The organism is Pseudomonas sp. AC247 (assembly GCF_979258015.1).
Window position 1 is genome coordinate 4,632,055 of sequence record NZ_OZ409829.1, and the last position, 19,982, is coordinate 4,652,036.

At 59.6% G+C, this 19,982-nt stretch carries 17 protein-coding genes; 15 read left to right on the forward strand and 2 right to left on the reverse strand.

Annotated elements, in window-relative coordinates:
• Positions 1–19 precede the first annotated feature (19 nt).
• The 12 genes from ACZZ0B_RS21130 to ACZZ0B_RS21185 all read left to right on the forward strand — a co-directional run bounded on the left by ACZZ0B_RS21130 (position 20) and on the right by ACZZ0B_RS21185 (position 15,232).
• The gene (locus ACZZ0B_RS21130; RefSeq protein WP_008077275.1) at positions 20–1,189 is read left to right on the forward strand and encodes an alginate biosynthesis protein Alg44; all 1,170 of its coding nucleotides are present in this window, start codon (positions 20–22) and stop codon (positions 1,187–1,189) included.
• A gap of 9 nt (positions 1,190–1,198) precedes the next feature.
• Entirely contained in the window at positions 1,199–2,704 is a 1,506-nt protein-coding gene (algK, locus tag ACZZ0B_RS21135; RefSeq protein ID WP_463546158.1) for an alginate biosynthesis TPR repeat lipoprotein AlgK, read from the forward strand.
• Entirely contained in the window at positions 2,701–4,182 is a 1,482-nt protein-coding gene (locus ACZZ0B_RS21140; protein WP_008077270.1) for an alginate export family protein, read from the forward strand. Before algK ends, ACZZ0B_RS21140 begins: the two co-directional genes overlap by 4 nt.
• Positions 4,183–4,208: 26 nt before the next feature.
• Complete coding sequence (gene algG / locus ACZZ0B_RS21145; protein WP_463546159.1) at positions 4,209–5,795, forward strand: mannuronan 5-epimerase AlgG; 1,587 nt, start codon at positions 4,209–4,211, stop codon at positions 5,793–5,795.
• A 10-nt stretch (positions 5,796–5,805) separates the two neighbouring features.
• Positions 5,806–7,266 carry an alginate O-acetyltransferase gene (locus tag ACZZ0B_RS21150; protein ID WP_463546160.1) on the forward strand — a complete coding sequence of 487 codons (1,461 nt, stop codon included), beginning with the start codon at positions 5,806–5,808 and terminating at the stop codon, positions 7,264–7,266.
• 8 nt (positions 7,267–7,274) lie between these two features.
• The gene (locus ACZZ0B_RS21155; RefSeq protein ID WP_158830091.1) at positions 7,275–8,399 is read left to right on the forward strand and encodes a mannuronate-specific alginate lyase; all 1,125 of its coding nucleotides are present in this window, start codon (positions 7,275–7,277) and stop codon (positions 8,397–8,399) included.
• A gap of 191 nt (positions 8,400–8,590) precedes the next feature.
• Positions 8,591–10,156 carry an MBOAT family O-acyltransferase gene (locus ACZZ0B_RS21160; protein WP_008077262.1) on the forward strand — a complete coding sequence of 522 codons (1,566 nt, stop codon included), beginning with the start codon at positions 8,591–8,593 and terminating at the stop codon, positions 10,154–10,156.
• A 10-nt stretch (positions 10,157–10,166) separates the two neighbouring features.
• Positions 10,167–11,342, forward strand: a complete 1,176-nt coding sequence (locus ACZZ0B_RS21165; RefSeq protein ID WP_064118393.1) for an alginate O-acetyltransferase — start codon at positions 10,167–10,169, stop codon at positions 11,340–11,342.
• Between the two features lie 14 nt (positions 11,343–11,356).
• Complete coding sequence (locus tag ACZZ0B_RS21170) at positions 11,357–12,013, forward strand: alginate O-acetyltransferase AlgF (RefSeq protein WP_463546161.1); 657 nt, start codon at positions 11,357–11,359, stop codon at positions 12,011–12,013.
• A gap of 206 nt (positions 12,014–12,219) precedes the next feature.
• Positions 12,220–13,671 (forward strand): mannose-1-phosphate guanylyltransferase/mannose-6-phosphate isomerase, encoded by a 1,452-nt coding sequence (locus ACZZ0B_RS21175; RefSeq protein WP_008085232.1) that lies wholly within the window; start codon positions 12,220–12,222, stop codon positions 13,669–13,671.
• A 236-nt stretch (positions 13,672–13,907) separates the two neighbouring features.
• Positions 13,908–14,372, forward strand: a complete 465-nt coding sequence (locus ACZZ0B_RS21180; protein WP_463546162.1) for a multidrug transporter — start codon at positions 13,908–13,910, stop codon at positions 14,370–14,372.
• A gap of 35 nt (positions 14,373–14,407) precedes the next feature.
• On the forward strand, positions 14,408–15,232 hold the full coding sequence (locus ACZZ0B_RS21185) for an SDR family oxidoreductase (protein WP_463546163.1): 825 nt from the start codon (positions 14,408–14,410) through the stop codon (positions 15,230–15,232).
• 14 nt (positions 15,233–15,246) lie between these two features.
• On the opposite strand, the gene ACZZ0B_RS21190 is transcribed toward ACZZ0B_RS21185, so the two are convergent.
• The gene (locus ACZZ0B_RS21190) at positions 15,247–15,651 is read right to left on the reverse strand and encodes a DUF3592 domain-containing protein (RefSeq protein ID WP_008085239.1); all 405 of its coding nucleotides are present in this window, start codon (positions 15,649–15,651) and stop codon (positions 15,247–15,249) included.
• Between the two features lie 260 nt (positions 15,652–15,911).
• On the opposite strand from ACZZ0B_RS21190, the gene ACZZ0B_RS21195 reads away from it, so the two are divergent.
• Positions 15,912–16,934 (forward strand): SEL1-like repeat protein, encoded by a 1,023-nt coding sequence (locus ACZZ0B_RS21195; protein WP_463546164.1) that lies wholly within the window; start codon positions 15,912–15,914, stop codon positions 16,932–16,934.
• 149 nt (positions 16,935–17,083) lie between these two features.
• Here the strand turns inward: ACZZ0B_RS21195 and ACZZ0B_RS21200 are convergent, their stop codons facing one another.
• The gene (locus ACZZ0B_RS21200) at positions 17,084–17,965 is read right to left on the reverse strand and encodes a LysR family transcriptional regulator (protein WP_008085243.1); all 882 of its coding nucleotides are present in this window, start codon (positions 17,963–17,965) and stop codon (positions 17,084–17,086) included.
• Between the two features lie 109 nt (positions 17,966–18,074).
• Between ACZZ0B_RS21200 and ACZZ0B_RS21205 the strand changes: the two genes are divergently transcribed.
• Positions 18,075–19,445 carry an MFS transporter gene (locus ACZZ0B_RS21205; protein WP_463546165.1) on the forward strand — a complete coding sequence of 457 codons (1,371 nt, stop codon included), beginning with the start codon at positions 18,075–18,077 and terminating at the stop codon, positions 19,443–19,445.
• A complete protein-coding gene (locus ACZZ0B_RS21210) occupies positions 19,442–19,840 on the forward strand; it encodes a DUF4440 domain-containing protein (RefSeq protein ID WP_008085247.1) in 399 nt (132 codons plus the stop codon). Before ACZZ0B_RS21205 ends, ACZZ0B_RS21210 begins: the two co-directional genes overlap by 4 nt.
• The last annotated feature ends 142 nt before the right edge of the window (positions 19,841–19,982 follow it).

The window sequence follows — 19,982 nt, forward strand, 5'->3', positions numbered from 1 at the left end:
TAACAAGGAAATCGCCCCTATGAATACCGCCGTCAACGCCAACGTAGTGCATGAATCCGAAGCCCAGCGCCAACACGCCCGTGTGAAAATCCCGGCCAAGCTGCGCTTCTTCGGTCCCGACCGGACACCGGTAGAAGCGCGGGTGCTCGACCTGTCCGCCGGTGGTCTGGCGTTCAACGCCGGGCAAATGCCGCTGACCATCGGCGAGGTGTACAAGGCGCGTCTGCAATTCGTCATCGACAACCTCGGCCTGGCGATGGACGTTGAACTGCAAGTGCGTTCCTACGACCGCGCGACCGGCCGCGTCGGCTGCCAGTTCCAGAACCTGGAACAACAGGACATTTCCACCCTGCGCCACTTGATCACTTCGCACCTGGCCGGCGACATCGTCAGCATCGGCGAAGTGCTGGCGACCCTGCAGCGCGACAACTTCACCAAGGCGCGCAAGGTCAAGGACGGCGGCTCCGGCATGACCCCGTTCGGTCGTTTGAAGGCCGTGACCTTCAGCGCCGGTATCTTCGCGGTCGGTCTGGTCGCGGCGGGCTTCATTTTCAAATCGGTGTACGGCATGTACTTCGTCAGCCACGCGCAGGCTGGCCTCGTCAGCGTGCCGGGGATGAACATCACCATGCCGCGCGACGGCACCGTGCAGAGCCTGGTCAAGTCCGACGGCGTGGCAGCGAAAGGCGCGCCACTGGCAACCTTCAGCACCAGCATGCTCGACGTGCTCAAGGGCCATCTGGAAGAAGATCAGCTGTCCCCGGCCAAGGTTGAAGAGCTGTTCGGCAAGCAAATGACCGGCACCCTGACCTCGCCGTGCGATTGCACCGTGGCCCAGCAACTGGTGGCTGACGGTCAATACGCGAGCAAGGGCGACGTGATTTTCCAACTGGTGCCGCGCAACACCTTGGCCAACGTTGATGCGCGCTTCTCCTATCGCCAGTTCGGCGACGTGCGTCCGGGTACGCCGGTGAGCTTCCAGATCGCCGGCGAGGACAAGACCCGCACCGGCAAGATCGTCAGCAGCACCAGCCTGAAAAGCGAAGACCTGTCCTCCGACATCCGCGTGCAGATCAAGCCTGACGAGCCGCTCGACAGCAGCCTCGCCGGCCGCCCGGTGGAAGTGAACAGCGACCGTGGCCCGAACCTGAACTGGCTGATCGACAAAGCCATGGCTGCCGGTCTTTAAGTCGAGGACATGCCTGTGACTACTCATATCTTCAACACACCGCTGACCCTGTGGGAGCGAGCCTGCTCGCGATGGGAGCGCCGCGGTTTGTCTGATGTACCGAGTTGCCTGAATCGCGAGCAGGCTCACTCCTACATGGGGACGGTGTGTGCCTTGGCGCTGGCAGTGAGTCTGGCCGGTTGCGCCGGCCTGCCCGATCAGCGTCTGGCCAACGAAGCGCTCAAGCGCGGCGACACCGCCACCGCTGCGCAGAATTATCAGCAACTGGCCGATCTGGGTTACAGCGAAGCGCAAGTCGGCCTCGCCGATATCCAGGTCGACAGCCGCGACCCTGAGCAAATGAAACAGGCCGAAGCGACTTACCGCGCCGCTGCCAGTGTTTCGCCGCGTGCTCAGGCGCGTCTTGGTCGCCTACTGGTGGCCAAACCGGGTTCCACCGAAGCCGAGCATCAGGAAGCCGAAAGCCTGCTGAAAAAAGCCGCCGCCAATGGCGAAGGCAACACGTTGATCCCGCTGGCGATGCTGTACCTGCAATACCCGCACAGCTTCCCCAACATCAACGCTCAGCAGCAGATCGATCAGTGGCGCAAATCTGGTTACCCGGAAGCGGGTCTGGCGCAGGTGCTGCTGTATCGCACCCAAGGCACCTACGACCAGCACCTGGATGACGTGGAAAAAATCTGCAAAACCGCGCTCAACACCACCGATATTTGCTACGTCGAACTAGCCACGGTCTATCAGAAACGTGCCCAGCCAGAACAGCAAGCCGAGTTGATCAAGCAGATGCAGGCCGGTTACAGCCGTGGCACCGTCACCGCGCAGCGCGTCGATTCGGTGGCCCGTGTGTTGGCCGATTCGACCTTGGGCAAGCCCGACGAAAAAACCGCGCAGTCATTGCTTGAGCCGATCGCTCCAGGCTACCCGGCGTCGTGGGTGACCCTCGCGCAATTGCTTTACGACTATCCGGAACTGGGCGACGTCGACCAGATGATGAAGTACCTCGACAACGGCCGCGCCGCTGACCAGCCGCGCGCAGAACTGTTGCTGGGCAAGCTCTACTACGAGGGGAAAATGGTCCCGGCTGACGCCAAAGTCGCTGAAGAACATTTCCAGAAAGCCGTTGGCCGTGAAGTCGCCGCCGACTACTACCTCGGCCAGATCTATCGCCGTGGCTACCTCGGCAAGGTCTATCCGCAGAAGGCTCTCGACCACTTGCTGACCGCTGCGCGCAACGGCCAGAACAGCGCCGATTTCGCCATCGCCCAACTGTTCTCCCAAGGCAAGGGCACCCAGCCCGACCCGGTCAACGCCTATGTCTTCAGCCAATTGGCCAAGGTGCAAAACACCCCGCAAGCCGATGAGCTGGCGACCACTCTCGCCGCGCAATTGCCGCCCGAGCGTCTGGCCGAAGCCCAACGCCTGCTGCAACAGGAGCAAGCCAGCCGTGGCGCTCTGAACCAGAACACGCTGCAACTGCACGCCCTGCAAGAAGAAGACGGCGAGGAAAAATTATGAAGTTGAATCCATTCGTGAAGGCCGGCATTGGCCTCACTTTCGCGCTGATCTGGTCTTGCCCGACACTGGCCGCGATGACTGAAACCAAGAACTTCGGCCTCGAAGTGAAAGTCACCGGCCAGTCCGAAGACGACCGCGACCTCGGCACCGCCAGCGGCGGCGATGTCAACGGCGTCGGCCTCGACCTGCGTCCGTGGATCTACGGCGAAAGCGGCGCGTGGAGCGCCTACGCCATGGGCCAGGCCGTGACCTCGACCGACATCATCGAAACCGACACCCTGCAACAATCCGACGGTGAACAAGCCACCGACAACGGCGATCGCAAAACCAAGAAAAACTACCTGGCGATGCGCGAGTTCTGGGTCGGCTACAGCGGCCTCACGCCATACCCGGGCGAGATGCTCAAGTTCGGTCGCCAGCGCCTGCGCAATGACGACGGCCAATGGCGCGACACCAACATCGAAGCGCTGAACTGGACCTTCGACACCACCCTGTTGCGTGCCAACGCTGGTGTCGCCGAACGCTTCAGCGAATACCGCACCGACTTGAAAGAGCTGGCGCCGAAAGACAAGGATCGCCTGCACGCCTACGCCGACGCCGCTTACCAGTGGACGCCGGGCCAGTGGGTCGGCATTCGTGGTCACCATACCCACGACGACGGCAAACTCGATTACGCCGAGCCGGGTGTCCCGCGTGATTCGCTGGATAAAACCGAGAACGGCGACATCAGCTGGCTCGGCCTGACCGCCGACAGCGACGCCTACAACTGGCGCAACACCAACACCGTCAACTACTGGGGCAGCATCACCGGCATGAGCGGCGACCGCGACACGGTCAACGCGCTGAACGCCGATGGTTCGCGCCCGGCACAAGCCAAGCGCAGCGATGACGTCAACGGCTGGGCCACCGACATCGGTGTACGCCTGCGCCTTGATCCGCAATGGCAAGTCGGCGGTGCCTATGCCCGCGCCAGCGCCGATTACGAACAGAATGGTCTGGAGAGCAACCGCTCCAACTACACCGGTACGCGCTCGCGGGTTCACCGTTTCGGCGAAGCGTTCCGTGGCGAAATGAACAACATGCAGACCGCCACGCTGTTCGGTTCGTGGATGGTCAACGACGAGTACGACGCCAGCCTGATTTACCACAAGTTCTGGCGTGTCGACGGCAACAAGCCGGTCGGCAGCAACGGCATCAACGCCGTGGAAAACAACACCGACGACGCCACCGGCGCGATCCTTTCCAGCACCTCGCTGCCGCTTGAAGACGGCAACAAAGATCTGGGTCAGGAGATGGATCTGGTCGTCACCAAGTACTTCAAGCAAGGCCTGTTGCCGGCGGCGTTGAGCCAGTCGATCGACGAGCCTTCGGCCCTCGTGCGCTTCCGTGGCGGTGTGTTCAAACCGGGCGATGCCTACGGCAAGCAGGTTGATTCGTACATGCACCGCGCGTTCATCGACGTGATCTGGCGCTTCTGATGCAAACCGCCAAGGGAGTGCCCGACATGATCAGCACTAGGATAGGCTCACTCAGCCTGCTGGCCGGCGCGATGCTGCTGGCCAGCGCCGGCGCCTTCGCCAATGCAGAGCCGACGGCGCCGCAACCGGCCAAGCCGGCCACCGTGGCCAAAGAACTGCAACAGGCCAAGACCTACACCGTCAGCAGCGCGCCAACCGACGCTCTGAATCTGGCCGCGCCGAAACTGCCGGACATTTCCGGCTTCACCGCCGAAGCCGCTGCGGCGAAGATCGTCCGCAGCAAACCGGGCAAGATCAGCGTGCGCCGGATGATGCAGGAAGACGCGCTGAAGGACTTCATCGGCGGCGACAACAAGATGGCCGAATGGGTGGTGCGTCAGCACGGCATCCCGCAGGCGATCTTCGTCGACGACGGCTACATCAACCTCAAGGATCTGGCGCAGAAACTGCCCAAGCAGTATTTCAGCGAAACCTCGCCGGGCGTGTACCTGTCGAAGCTGCCGATCGTGGTTGGCCGTAAAGGCATCCTCGAAATCGATGGCCAGACCCAGGAATTGCGCCTGTCGCAAGAGGCCGGTTCGTTCCTGGTCAACGACGGTCAGCTCTTCGTGCGTGACACCAAAATCACTGGCTGGCGCGAGAAGGAAAACGGCCCGGCGACCTTCCGTTCGCCGAAGGAATTCCGTCCGTTCCTGCTCGCCTGGGGCGGCACCGAGACCTACATCGTCAACAGCAAAATGGCCAGTTTCGGCTACGCCAACAGTAAGTCGTACGGCGTGAGTATTTCCCAGTACACGCCGAACATGGCCAAGGTGCTCAAGCGCCCTGAGCCGACCGGCTGGATCGTCGGCTCCGAGTTCTCCGACATGTGGTACGGCTTCTACTGCTACGAGACCCGCGACTTCGTGGTCAAGGGCAACACCTACAAAGACAACATCGTTTACGGCATCGACCCGCACGACCGTTCCCACGGCCTGATCATTGCCGAGAACACTGTGCACCGCACGAAGAAGAAGCACGGGATCATTATTTCCCGTGAGGTCAACGACAGCTTCATCTTCAACAACAAGAGCTTCGACAACCACCTCTCGGGCCTGGTGATCGACCGGAACAGCGTCAACAACATCATTGCTTACAACGAGATCTACAAGAACCACACCGACGGCATCACGCTCTACGAGTCCGCCGACAATTTGCTGTGGGGCAACAAGGTCATCAGCAACAAACGCCACGGCATCCGTATTCGTAACAGCGTGAACATCCGCCTCTACGAAAACGTCGCCATGGCCAACGGCCTGACCGGCGTTTACGGCCACATCAAGGATCTGAGCGACACCGACCGTGACATCAAGCTCGATCCGTTCGATGCGCAGGTGTCGCTGATCGTGGTTGGCGGTGAGCTGGCGGCCAATGGCAGCGGCCCGCTGTCGATCGATTCGCCTTTGAGTGTCGAGCTGTATCGCGTGTCGATGCTGGCGCCGACCAAATCCAGCGGCATCAGCTTCAACGGCATCCTCGGCGAGCGCCAGGATGAAATTCTCGACCTGCTGGTGCGCCAGCAGAAAGCCGTGCTGATCGACCCTGTCGAACGCCAGACCGAAATGCAGGACTGAGGATAATTTTATGCACCCACACTTGATCAAATTACTCAGCCTGTCGGCCCTGACCGTGGGCATTCTCGCGGCCAGCAACGGCGCCCGTGCCGATGAAGGCGCTGCCGCCACGCCGCCAAAGTTCAGCGCCGAACCGTGCTGCAACCTGTGCCCGGCGGCGCATGACGCGAAGAACTACACCACGCGTTATCAGCAGAACTTCACCACGCTGGTGCAGGCACAAGGCGACTGGCTGTTCCGAACTCAGGAAGATTTGCGCACCGAGTTCAACACCACCCCGGCCGGCTACAAACGCCTGCAACAGCTGCACGATGCGTTCAAGGCCAAAGGCGTCGAGCTGGTGATTGTTTACCAGCCAACCCGTGGCCTGGTGAACCGCAACAAGCTCAACCCGCAGGAAAAAGCCGCATTCGATTACGAGAAAGCGCTGGGCAACTACAAGACCATGCTCGGCCGTTTCGCCAAGATGGGTTACGTCGTACCGGACCTGTCACCGCTGACCAACGAATCGCTGCCGGACACCCTGCCCGCCCACGATTTCTACTTCCGTGGCGACCAACACTGGACGCCATACGGTGCACAGCGCACGGCGAAAATCGTCGCCGAGAAGGTCAAGCAGATCCCGGCCTTCGCCGACGTGCCCAAGCGTGAATTCGAAACCAAACGCTCCGGGCGCATGGGCAAGACCGGCACCCTGCACAACATGGCCGGGCAACTCTGCGGCACCAGTTACGCGATCCAGTACATGGATCAGTTCACCACCGAGCCTAAGGGCGAGGCCGGTGATGGCGACCTGTTCGGTGATTCCGGCAATCCGCAAATCACCCTCGTCGGTACTTCGCACAGCGGCAAGAACTACAACTTCGCCGGCTTCCTCGAAGAAGCCATCGGCGCCGACATTCTCAACGTCGCCTTCCCTGGCGGCGGTCTGGAAGGTTCGATGTTGCAGTACCTGGGCAGCGACGAATTCCAGAAGACCCCGCCGAAAATTCTCATCTGGGAATTCTCGCCGCTGTACCGCCTCGACCAGGAAACCATCTATCGCCAGATGATGTCTCTTCTCGACAACGGCTGCGAAGGCAAAGACGCGCAAATGTCCGCGAGCACCACGCTCAAGCCGGGCGGCAAACAAGAACTGCTGGTCAACAGCAAGAACCTGAACCTGCAGAACAGCAGCCATCAGGTCGACATCCGCTTCGCCGACCCTTCGGTGAAAACCCTGCAAGCCACCCTCTGGTACATGAACGGTCGCCACGAGGACATCAAGATCGAGAAACCGGAAACCTCCGACACCGACGGTCGTTTCGCCTTTGAGTTGCGCACGGACGAAGACTGGGCCACGCAGAACCTGCTGGCGGTCGAAGTCCAAGGCCCGGAAGCGGGCACCGCGCCACAAAAAGTCGAAGCGAAAATCTGCAAACGCAACGTATTCCCGGGCGCTGGGCCACAAACCGCTCAGGTCGGGCAATGAGGTCTGCTATGCGAACTCCGAAACTCAAAAATCTGTTGGCACCGACGCTGTTGAGCCTGGCGATGTTCGCCGGGGCGACTCAGGCCGCCGCGCCACTGCGTCCACCCCAGGGCTATTTCGCGCCTGTGGATAAATTCAAGACTGGCGATAACAGCGAAGGCTGCGATGCGATGCCGGCGCCGTACACCGGGCCGCTGCAATTTCGCAGCAAATACGAAGGCTCGGACAAGGCGCGTTCGACGCTGAACGTGCAGTCGGAAAAAGCCTTCCGCGACACCACCAAAGACATCACCACGCTGGAACGCGGCACCGCCAAACGGGTGATGCAGTTCATGCGCGACGGTCGTCCGGAGCAACTCGATTGCACGCTGAACTGGCTGACCGCGTGGGCCAAGGCCGATGCGTTGATGTCGAAAGACTTCAACCACACCGGCAAGTCGATGCGCAAATGGGCGTTGGGCAGCATGGCCTCTTCGTACATTCGCCTGAAATTCTCCGACTCGCATCCGCTGGCGCAGCATCAGCAGGAAGCGCAGGTGATCGAAGCATGGTTCAGCAAAATGGCCGATCAGGTGGTCAGCGATTGGGACAACCTGCCGCTGGAAAAAACCAACAACCATTCCTACTGGGCCGCATGGTCGGTGATGGCAACCTCGGTCGCGACCAACCGCCGCGACCTGTTTGACTGGGCGGTGAAGGAATACAAGGTCGGCGCCAATCAGGTCGATGCCGACGGTTACCTGCCGAACGAACTCAAGCGCCAGCAACGCGCCCTCGCCTACCACAACTACGCGCTGCCGCCGCTGGCGATGATCGCCAGTTTCGCCCAGGTCAACGGGGTTGATTTGCGTCAGGAAAACAACGGTGCGCTGAAGCGTCTGGGTGATCGGGTGTTGTCGGGGGTGAAAGACCCGGATGAATTCGAGAAGAAGAACGGCAAAGAGCAGGACATGACCGACTTGAAAGAGGACATGAAATTCGCCTGGCTCGAACCGTTCTGCACGCTCTACACCTGTGCGCCGGATGTCATCGAGAAGAAGCGCGGCATGCAGCCGTTCAAGACCTTCCGGCTCGGCGGCGACCTGACCAAGGTCTACGACCCGTCCCATGAAAAGGGCAACAAAGGCTCGTAAGACCACAACCCTGTAGGAGCTGCCGAACGCTGCGATCTTTTGATCTGGCCTTTGAAGATCAAGATCAAAAGATCGCAGCCTTCGGCAGCTCCTACAGGGGGCATCGAATTTGAGTTGGCCCGCCGGTTTTTCGTGGGGGGTTTGGGGGGGCTTTGGCCCTTGACTGTTGGTTCAAACATGGAGAGATCGGGATGGTATTTTCATCCAACGTGTTCCTGTTTCTGTTCTTGCCGATCTTTCTCGGCTTGTACTACTTGAGCGGGCAACGCTATCGCAACCTGCTGCTGCTGATTGCCAGCTACGTGTTCTACGCCTGGTGGCGTGTGGACTTCCTCGCGCTGTTCGCCGCCGTCACGCTGTGGAACTACTGGATCGGCCTCAAAGTCGGTGCCGCTGGCGTGCGAACCAAACCGGCGCAGCGCTGGCTGTTGCTCGGTGTCGCAGTCGATTTGTGCATCCTCGGCTACTTCAAGTACGCCAACTTCGGCGTCGACAGCATCAACGCGATGATGACCTCGGTCGGTCTGTCGCCGTTCATCCTCACCCACGTACTGCTGCCGATCGGTATCTCGTTCTACATCTTCGAGTCGATCAGCTACATCATCGACGTGTATCGCGGCGACACCCCGGCCACGCGCAACCTGATCGACTTCGCAGCGTTCGTAGCGATTTTTCCGCACTTGATTGCCGGCCCGGTGTTGCGTTTCCGCGACCTCGCCGACCAGTTCAACAACCGCACGCACACCCTCGATAAGTTCTCCGAGGGCTGCACGCGGTTCATGCAGGGTTTCATCAAAAAAGTCTTCATCGCAGACACCCTAGCGGTGGTCGCTGACCATTGCTTCGCCCTGCAAAACCCGACCACCGGTGACGCGTGGCTTGGCGCACTGGCCTACACCGCGCAGCTGTATTTCGACTTCTCCGGTTACAGCGACATGGCCATTGGTCTGGGCTTGATGATGGGTTTCCGCTTCATGGAAAACTTCAAACAGCCGTACATCAGCCAGTCGATCACCGAGTTCTGGCGCCGCTGGCACATCAGCCTGTCGACCTGGCTGCGTGACTACCTGTACATCACCCTCGGCGGTAACCGTAAAGGCACGCTGATGACCTATCGCAACCTGTTCCTGACCATGCTCCTCGGTGGTCTGTGGCACGGCGCGAACATCACTTACATCGTCTGGGGCGCCTGGCACGGCATGTGGCTGGCGATTGAAAAAGCGCTGGGCCTGAACACCTCGCCACGCAGCCTCAATCCGATCCGCTGGGCGCTGACCTTCCTGCTCGTGGTGATGGGCTGGGTGATCTTCCGCGCCGAGAACCTGCACGTTGCCGGTCGCATGTACGGCGCGATGTTCAGCTTCGGTGAATGGTCGTTGTCGGAACTCAATCAGGCCAGCCTCACCGGTCTGCAAGTGGCAACTCTGGTTGTGGCGTACGTGACGCTGGCGTTCTTCGGCCTGCGCGATCTGTACACCAATCAACCGCCAGCCAAAACCAAACCTGAAGTCAACGTCGAGGCCAACGGCCCTGCCACTGCGACTCCGGGAATGATCAAAGCCGCGCCTGGCGAAAACCCGGCGAGCATCCACGAACCTGGCTACACCGTCGGCGTCGAAGCCCAGGTGCAACCGGCCTACTGGAGCGCGGACTGGTCGCGCTACGTGATGCGCGGTCTGATCCTGCTGCTGTTCATCGCCTCGATTCTCAAACTCTCGGCGCAAAGCTTCTCGCCGTTCCTTTACTTCCAGTTCTGAGGGATCTGACATGACCCGCTCATTACGCATCTTCTACATCGCCCTGTTCCTGGTGACCCTGTTGGTCCTCGGTGTGTGGTCGGTTCGCAGCTTCTTCGGCTTCAGCACCAATGCCGAGGCGACGGTGCTCAACGGTCGCTGGACCAAGGCTGTGGAAACGCACTACGACGATGAATTCCCGATCAAGCGTCTGGGCACCAACCTCTGGGCCGCGCTGGATTTCAAACTGTTCAACGAAGGTCGTCCGGGCGTGGTGCTCGGTCGCGATCAGTGGTTGTACAGCGATGAGGAATTCAACCCGATCGTCAACGAAGAGCTGAACCTGCAAGGCAACTACGCGCTGGTTGAAGGCGTGCGCCAGACCCTGAAAGCGAAAGGCGTGAAACTGGTGATGGCAATCGTGCCGGCCAAAGTTCGTCTGTACCCGGAGCATCTGGGTGAAGTAAAACCGGCGAGCATCCACGAAAATCTCTATCAGGATTTCCATGCTCGTGTAGCCGCCGACAAGATCCTCGCCCCTGACCTGCTCAAGCCGTTCCAGCAGGCCAAGCAAAGTGGTCAGCAAGTGTTCCTGCGCACCGACACGCACTGGACGCCGGAAGGCGCCGAGATTGCCGCCAACACCCTGGCGAAAACCATCGCCGACAAGTTCCCGCTGAGCGGCGAGCCGCAACGCTTCGTCACCACGCCGGCGGAGAAGGTCACTCACAAGGGCGATCTGCGTCTGTTCCTGCCGCTCGATCCGCTGTTTGAAAACCTGATGCCGGCACAAGAGCCGCTGCAAAAGCGCAACACCGTCGCGGCTGGCGATCAGCCTGCCGGTGACGACGCGCTGTTCGCCAGCAATGAAGTGCCGGTGGCACTGGTCGGCACCAGCTACAGCGCCAACCCTAACTGGAACTTCGTCGGTGCCCTGAAACAAGCGCTGCACAGCGACGTGGTGAGCTACGCCGAAGACGGCCACGGCCCGATCCTGCCAATGCTCAGCTACCTGAAAAGCGATGACTTCAAGAACAGCCCGCCACAGGTGCTGATCTGGGAGTTTCCTGAACGATATCTGCCTGTGAACAACGAAATCGGCGACGCCGACCCGCAGTGGGTCGCAGAGCTTAAACAAGCCGGCGCGCGCCAACAAAACGTAGCAATCAACACTAAATCCGAGACGCCCGATCGGGCGCAAAACTGAAAGAGAGGTACACCATGACTTTCACTACTACTCCTCGTCGTCTCGCAAAACGCATTGCACTGGTTGCAGGTTTGAGCGTGCTGTCGGCTCAAGCTTTCGCCGGTGGTGACGCCGCACTTTATGGCCCGACTGCACCGAAAGGTTCGACCTTTGTGCGTGTCTACAACGCCAGCAACGCTGAAGTCAGCGCCACCGTCGGCAGCACCAACCTGAGCGACGTTGCGCCACTGGCCAGCAGCGACTTCAGCTTCATGCCGGGCGGTGATTACAGTGCCAAGGTCGGCAGCCAGACCCTGCCGGTGAAACTCGCCGGTGACCACTACTACACCCTGGTCAACAACGCTTCCGGCGCGCCGCAACTGATCGAAGAGCCACCGTTCAAGAACAAGCAGAAATCCCTGGTGCGCGTGCAGAACCTCAGCGACAAGCCGCTGACCCTGAAGACCGCCGACGGCAAGACCGACGTGGTGCCGAACGTGGCCGCCAAGGGCCGTGGCGAACGGGAAATCAACCCGGTGAAAGTCAGCCTGGCGCTGTACGAAGGTGACAAGAAAGTCGGCGACGTAAAACCGGTCGCCCTTGAGCGCGGCGAAGCGGCGGTGCTGTACGTCACCGGCAGCGGCAGCAGCCTGTCGCCAGTCTGGGTAAAACGCCCGGTATCGACTCGCTAACCCATTTCCCGAGGAGACGCTGATCCGTGTAGGAGCTGTCGAGTGAAACGAGGCTGCGATCTTTTGATTTTTCTCAGGATCAAGATCAACAGATCGCAGCCTTCGGCAGCTCCTACATGTGACCGCCTCTCGGTACGAAACAAAAACAAGAGTGAAACGACACAGCGTTCGTGCCTCTAACCAATCGATTTTATGGAGTAAACAATATGATTCCGGTGATCTTGTCAGGTGGTAGCGGTTCACGTCTTTGGCCGCTTTCGCGTAAGCAGTTCCCTAAGCAATTCCTCGCCCTGACCGGCGAACACACCCTGTTCCAGCAGACCCTCGAGCGCCTGGTGTTCGAAGGCATGGACACCCCGATCGTGGTCTGCAACAAGGATCACCGCTTCATCGTCAACGAGCAGTTGGCCAATCGTAAGCTGGAATGCCAGCGCATCCTGATGGAACCGTTCGGCCGCAACACCGCGCCGGCCGTGGCGCTGACTGCGATGATGCTGGTCAATGAAGGTCGCGACGAACTGATGCTGGTGCTGCCGGCCGACCACGTGCTGGAAGACCAGAAAGCCCTGCAACGCGCCCTCGCCTTGGCCACCGTCGCTGCGGAAAACGGCGAAATGGTGTTGTTCGGCGTGCCGGCGACCAAACCGGAAACCGGTTACGGCTACATCAAGTCCACCGGTGATTCGCTGCTGCCCGAAGGCGTCAGCCGCGTCTCGCACTTCGTCGAGAAACCAGACGTCAAACGCGCCACCGAGTACGTTGCGTCCGGCGGTTACTACTGGAACAGCGGCATGTTCCTGTTCCGCGCCAGCCGCTTCCTCGAAGAACTGAAAAAGCACGACCCGGACATCTACGACACCTGCCTGCTGACCCTTGAGCGCAGCGAGCAGGACAACGACACCGTGACCTTCGACGAAGCCACGTTCGCCTGCTGCCCGGACAACTCCATCGACTACTCCGTCATGGAGAAAACCCAGCGCGCCTGCGTGGTGCCGCTGACCGCTGGCTGGAGCGATGTCGGTTGCTGGTCGTCGCTGTGGGAAGTCAACGAGAAAGACGCCAACGGCAACGTCACCAAAGGCGACGTGGTCATCCAGGACAGCAAGAACTGCATGATCCATGGCAACGGCAAACTGGTGTCGGTGATCGGTCTGGAAAACATCGTCGTGGTCGAAACCAAAGACGCCATGATGATTGCCCACAAAGACAAGGTTCAGGGCGTCAAGCAAATGGTCAACACGCTCAACGAGCAGGGCCGCAGCGAAACCCAGAACCACTGCGAGGTTTATCGTCCGTGGGGTTCGTACGACTCGGTGGACATGGGCGGGCGTTTCCAGGTCAAGCACATCTCGGTAAAACCGGGCGCGTGCCTGTCGCTGCAGATGCACCACCACCGCGCCGAACACTGGATCGTGGTCAGCGGCACCGCTGAAGTGACCTGCGATGAAAACGTGTTCCTGCTCTGCGAAAACCAGTCGACCTACATCCCGATCGCCTCGGTGCACCGCCTGCGCAACCCGGGCAAGATCCCGCTGGAAATCATCGAAGTTCAGTCGGGCTCGTACCTGGGTGAAGACGATATCGAACGCTTCGAAGATATCTACGGCCGCTCCACCCCGATCGAGCGTGGCGTGTCGGTGAAAACCATCGCGCAGTAACTGATCGGCAAAACAAGAAGCCCTCGTCCAGCCCGTTGCGTTCCCTATCCGCAGCGGGTTGGGCGGGGGCTTTTTTTTAGAAGCGAAAGATCGCAGCCTGCGGCAGCTCCTACAGGGCAAACGCGTTCCAACTGTAGGAGCTGCCGCAGGCTGCGATCTTTTGACTTTGTCCTTCCCATCGCCAACCTCACCTACGCTTAGGTAGGATGACCCTCTCTCTCCTAGAGGTTGTACACATGTTCATCGGCATCTTGCTGGTCATCACCTGGCTGATCCTGTTGCTGCGCTATCCGGCCAAAGCCTTGCCGGTGTCAGTGGCAGCCGCTATCGGCCTCGGTCTGGTAGCGATGTGGGTGGTGTGGCTGGACAACCGCGAGATCAAGCAACTGGCGCGCCTTGAGCTGCGCATCGCCTACGCGCCCGAGCAATGTCCGGCGGATCGCCCGTTGCAGTTGAAGATGAACAACGGCAATAGCGTGCCGCTGACCGAACTGCGCTGGCGCATTGCAGCCTATGCCCCCGGTGACAGCGTCAACCTCGCCGACAACCAATACACCGCACCACGCTATCGCGGCCCCGGCGAACTGCAGGCCGGCGGCAGCTGGGAAGACTGTTTGCCACTGCCGCCGCTGCGACCCGGTTATCGTCCGCAAACCCTGGAATTCCGCGCCGAGCGCTTGCAGGGCAGTTTTTCCGACTGATCTCCTTCCCCATAATTTTGCATAAGGAATGCGCCATGCCCGTCGCGTTGATTACCGGTTGTTCCAGCGGCATCGGTCGCGCCCTCGCCGATGCGTTCAAAGCCGCCGGTTTCGAAGTCTGGGCCAGTGCGCGCAAGACCGAGGACGTGGCTGCGCTCAGCGCTGCCGGTTTCACTGCGGTGCAGCTGGACGTCAATGACCAAGCCGCTCTGCAACAGCTCGCCGAGCAAATCAATCAGCAACACGGCGGCCTCGATGTGCTGATCAACAACGCCGGTTATGGAGCCATGGGGCCGTTGCTCGACGGCGGTGTGCCGGCCATACAGCGGCAGTTCGAAACCAATGTGTTTTCGATTGTCGGCGTGACGCGTGCGCTGTTCCCGGTGCTGCGCCGGGCCAAAGGTCTGGTGGTGAACATCGGCAGTGTCTCGGGCATTCTGGTCACTCCGTTTGCCGGTGCGTATTGCGCCTCGAAAGCGGCGGTGCATGCCTTGAGCGACGCCCTGCGCATGGAGTTGGCACCGTTCGGCGTTCGGCTGATGGAGGTGCAACCGGGTGCCATTCAGTCAAGCTTCGCCAAAAATGCCGGGCACGAAGCTGAACAATTGATCAACGAGCAATCGCCGTGGTTTCCCCTGCGTGAGGGCATCCGCGCACGGGCCAAGGCCTCGCAGGACAATCCGACGCCGGCCAGCGAGTTTGCCGCGGTATTGTTGAAAGCCGTACAGCAAAACCAACCGCCTCGACTGATTCGCATCGGCAACGGCAGCCGGGCGTTGCCGCTGCTCGCGGCGTTGCTGCCCAAGGGGTTGCTGGAGAAGACACTGATGAAGCGCTTCGGCTTGAATCGTCAGATCTGAGCCTGGGAAAACCCTCAATCCTCCCAGGCGAACTTGATCCCCAAAACACTCAACAGTGCAAAGATGATCAATGACAGAAACAATCCAAGTCCAAAGAACGTACCAGCGATGATTTCGCGGGGGTTGGCAGGGTTATAGAACACACTTACCGTGTCTCCCGCTTTGGCACCGGAGAACTCATCTCTGAATTCATGAATGACCGGTGTGCCGTCCGCCGTGACAAAGGCAACCGTTCGGGTAGTGGTGTAACTATGGCCGCTGCCGACATTCGTCATCCTTGAGCTTGAGGTGCTCAAGACTTGCGCCGGAGCCTTGAGGCCCCTGATTCTCAGATCAAAAAAATCGTAGCCCTGATAAACAGCGCCGACGGTACTGAGCAGCGCCATCAATGCGAAGATAAATCCCGCGATGTACTTCATCCGCTTGCTCCTTGCAGGCTGGAAAGGGCCGGCAATATAACGATCCTGCCCTGTGCCAACAACCCGATCCGCGCCATGACGGTTGTGCAGCCAGGCGCATTCAGTAAAATGCGCGCACTTGAGACCTTCGCGGCGTTTGTGCCCGGCTCATGCAGCATGGAATCGCTGGCGTAACACTGAAGCACGGATTGCTTGACCCTCCTGCCCTCCCTTGCCCGTTCCATGCGACTTTTACTCAATCGCAGATCAGGGAATATCCATTGAAAGTTTTCAACGTGCTGCCACTGGCATTGGTTGCTTTGCTGGCAGGTTGCAGCGCTACGTCCGACCAGTCCTCGCCGAAACAGTCATCGCTCAACGACACGCTGCCCAAGCTGACCTTGCAAAGTGTGCTGCCGACGCCAACCAGCAATGAACACTGCAATGCACAAATGGACAGCGACATCCTCTTTGGTCTTGGTTTTCAACTGTACGAAGATCAGGAATGGGATTCGGCCAAAAGCTGCCTGGAACTGGCCGCGCCGAAACACCCTCGCGCTTTCTGCTATCTGTCGATCATTGCCGGCCAGGACGAAAGCAAATCCGCGGAGCAACGCAGCACCGACGCCTTCAACTACATGGCCTACTCGGCAACACAGAACGACTGGTGCGCTGAATACGGTCTGTACCAGGTCTACCAATACGGCGGCGATGGCGTGAAGGCGGATCCTGCACTGGCCAGCCGTTGGCTGGAGCGTTCATCGCTGCACGGCTACCCTGAAGCGCAAAAGGAACTGATCAGCCAGTACGAAGCCCAAGGCAACCTGGCCGCCGCTTATGCCTGGACGAAAATCCTCGCCAAGGCTGATGACACCACCGCGACCGATGCGCTGAAAGCCAAGATGAGCGCTGCGCAAATCGCCGAGGGCGACAAGCTGTTCAACGAGCTAGGCACTCAGGTTACGAGCAAGAAAGCCATGTTTGCCGAAGCCCGTGAAGAAGACGTCGGCCGCTACTCCGCCGAGATCTATAAAGACTACCCGGACACCTTCAAAGGCTTGTCGTCGACTGAGCGTTATGACTACGTGAAACAGTCCATGTACAAAGCCATTGACCTGCCGTTCACCAAAAGCCGTGGCCATGTACTGAGTTACATCGTGGTGAATCGCGCCGCTCAGCTGAAAAAACCGGACGCCAATATCGCCAATGACAAGCGCATCGTCGCCCTCATGGAAGATGACGAGTTATCGGTCAATGAAACCATCGAGCAAGCGCTGGTGGTCGTGAACAAGTACTACAAGTAAAGCGTGCGTGGCCCCACAGGCCATGTGCTGCCTTCGCGGGCAAGCCTTGCTCCTACAGGTTTTGCGTTATTCCCTGATACCTCGAATAACACCGAACCCTGTAGGAGCAAGGCTTGCCCGCGAAGAGGCCAGCCCCTCACCACAAACCTTCACCCCCAGCCCTTCATGAAATCAATGAACGCGCGCACCTTCAGCGGCAAATGCCGTGTGTCCGGATACAACGCATACACCCCTTGCTGAGCAAACCGGTAATCCGCCAACAAGCGCTGCAAGCGTCCGGCGTCCAGATCATCCTGAATCAACCATTGCGGCAAAATCGCCACGCCTTGCCCGGTTAACGCAAACGCCCGCAACGTCGCCGAGTTGTCCGCGACGATGGCCGTGGTGCCCGGTTTTGGCTGGTAAAAATGCTCGGTGCCAAAGGGATCGGCCACGGTCATTTCCGGCACCCGCCCATGGCCCAATGTCGGCATTGATTCCAATACGGCCAGCGTGGCAACCGGTGCAAAACGCTCAACCAGACTCGGCGCGGCCACCGCGAATACCTCGAATGTCGACAACTGCACCGCACGCAAATTGGAGTCGTGCATGCGCCCCAGACGAATCGCCATGTCGAACCGTTCGGAGATCAGATCGGCATGGGTCGAGGACGTCGACAGGTGAATATTCAACTGCGGTTGCTGCTGACGAAACACCTCCAGCGCCGGCACCACCTGGGCCAATGCAAACTCCACCGTGGTGGTGATGCGCAACGTACCCTTGAGCTGTGAATGCTCCGAACGGGCTTCCTCGATCGCCAATCGTGCTTCGTCCAACGTACGCAGACAGCGTCGATAAAAACGCTCGCCGGCGTCGGTCAGCGCCAGTTGCCGGGTATTACGGGTGAGCAAGGTAACGCCCAATTCTTCCTCCAGCCGCTTGAGGTTGAAGCTCACCACCGCCCGCGTCTGGCCCAAAGTGTCGGCGGCAGCGGTCAACGAACCGGCCTCAACCACCGCTTTGAATGTGTCGAAACGGTCGAGACTGACCATGTTCACGGCACTCCTTGTCAAAATAATTTTGACAAACTAGCAGGCAAACCAGCGTTTTCCTATGGCCTGAAGCGCCCTACCCTGCACGCCTCATCACAGGGAAGCTGCCATGGCTTATCGCTCAAAAGTCGCGCTGGTGTATTTGTTGGGGTTCGCCCTCGACTTGCTGAACATGTTTGTCGCCAGCATTGCCTACCCCGACATCGCCCAACAACTGCACGCCTCGGTGACCGAACTGGCGTGGATCACCAACGCCTACATGCTGGGCCTGACGCTGATCATTCCCCTGAGCGTGTGGCTGGCGGCGCGGGTTGGTGAACGACGGCTGATTCTTGCCTCGCTGCTGTTATTCGCGATTGGCTCGGCGCTGGTGGCGCAGGCGGGATCGATCGAGAGCCTGATCGGCTGGCGGCTGTTGCAAGGGATTGGGGGTGGGCTGTTGCTGCCAGTGGGTCAAGCGCTGGCCTATCGAGAGTTTCCGCCGACGCAGCGCGCGCATTTCACCGGTGTGGTGTTGCTGGTGGCGCTGATGGTGCCTGCATTATCGCCAGCGGCGGGTGGATTGATCGTCCAGGCGTTGTCGTGGCGGTGGATTTTCTACCTGAATTTACCGGTGACGCTGCTCGCGTTTGGCCTGGGTCTGTTCTGGCTGAAAGCCGATCAGCCTTCGAGTGAACGCCCGACGCTGGATGCGCGCGGCTTGCTATTGGCGACGACTGCGCTGAGTTTGTTGTTGATCGCCGTCAGCATGCTGAGCGAAACAGACACCCGCATCCTCGGTCTCTTTGTCTTCGTGCTCAGCGTCCTGACCCTGTGCATTTATCTGCGTGACGGCTGGCGTAAACCCAACGCCATTCTCGATCTGCAACTGATCAAGAATCCGTCTTTGCGCCTGGCGATGCTGATCTACCTGTGCGTGCCCGGTGTCTTCACCGGCACCCACATGATCGCCGTGTTGTACCTGCACAACCTTGGCTTAGGTGCGGCGCAAATCGGGGCGTTGATGCTGCCATGGGCAGTGGGTTCGGGCGTGGCGATCATGCTCGGCAAACGCGTCTTCAACCGCCTCGGCCCCAAGCCGTTGCTGAGTGCCGGCATGCTTTTGCAATGCCTCGGTATCGTCTTGCTGATGCGCATCGAACAACCCGCCAGCACGCCGCTGATCATCGCCTACGCCCTGATGGGCCTGGGCGGCAGCCTGTGCAGCGTCACTGCGCAGACCTTGGCATTCGTCGGCATCGTGCCAGAAAAAATGGGCCACTCCAGTGCGCTGTGGAATATCAATCGTCAGCTTGGTTTTTGCCTCGGCGCGGCGTTGCTCAGCTCCTTGTTGGGGGCTTTGGGTGGTGAGGGTTTTCGCTACTGCTTCCTGGCCGCCGCGCTGCTCACGTTGCTGCCGATGGTCAGCGTGCTGCGCTTCGACTCAACCACCGTGCTCGCCCTGCTGGCGCCTAATCCCCTGAAGGAAAAATCCATATGACCGACTACAGCGAATACTTTGAAGAAGTGATTCAGGCACATGAGGCCATCGAACGATGGTTTGCCGTGGAGGGAGACGACGCTGAACTGGAGCGACTGCTAGCGCGGTTTTCGCCTGAGTTCTCCATGATTTCGCCGCTGGGCCGGATGCTGAATTTCGAGGCGTTGAGCGCTCTGTTTCGGATGGCTGGAGGTAAGAAACCCGGGTTCAGGATTGAGCTCAGTGAACTGCGCGCGATTGCGCTGCACGAACGCGGGGCGACGGTGAGTTACCGAGAGCAGCAAACCGATGCAAGCGGGTCGTATACAGATCGGCGCTCGACGGTGGTTTTTGAAAAACACCCATCCGGGCGAGTGATCTGGCGACACTTGCAGGAGACGCTCTGCCAGGGCTGAAGCCGTCGGTCGCTACCTGTTACTTCTGACAGTAGACGTATCGAAAACATCAGCCGTAGTCTTTCAGAACAAGCACCCACAGTTTCCTGCGCAGTATCGAATGAATGGTGTCGTGAATGCCTTGTACCCCACGTTCAAAACA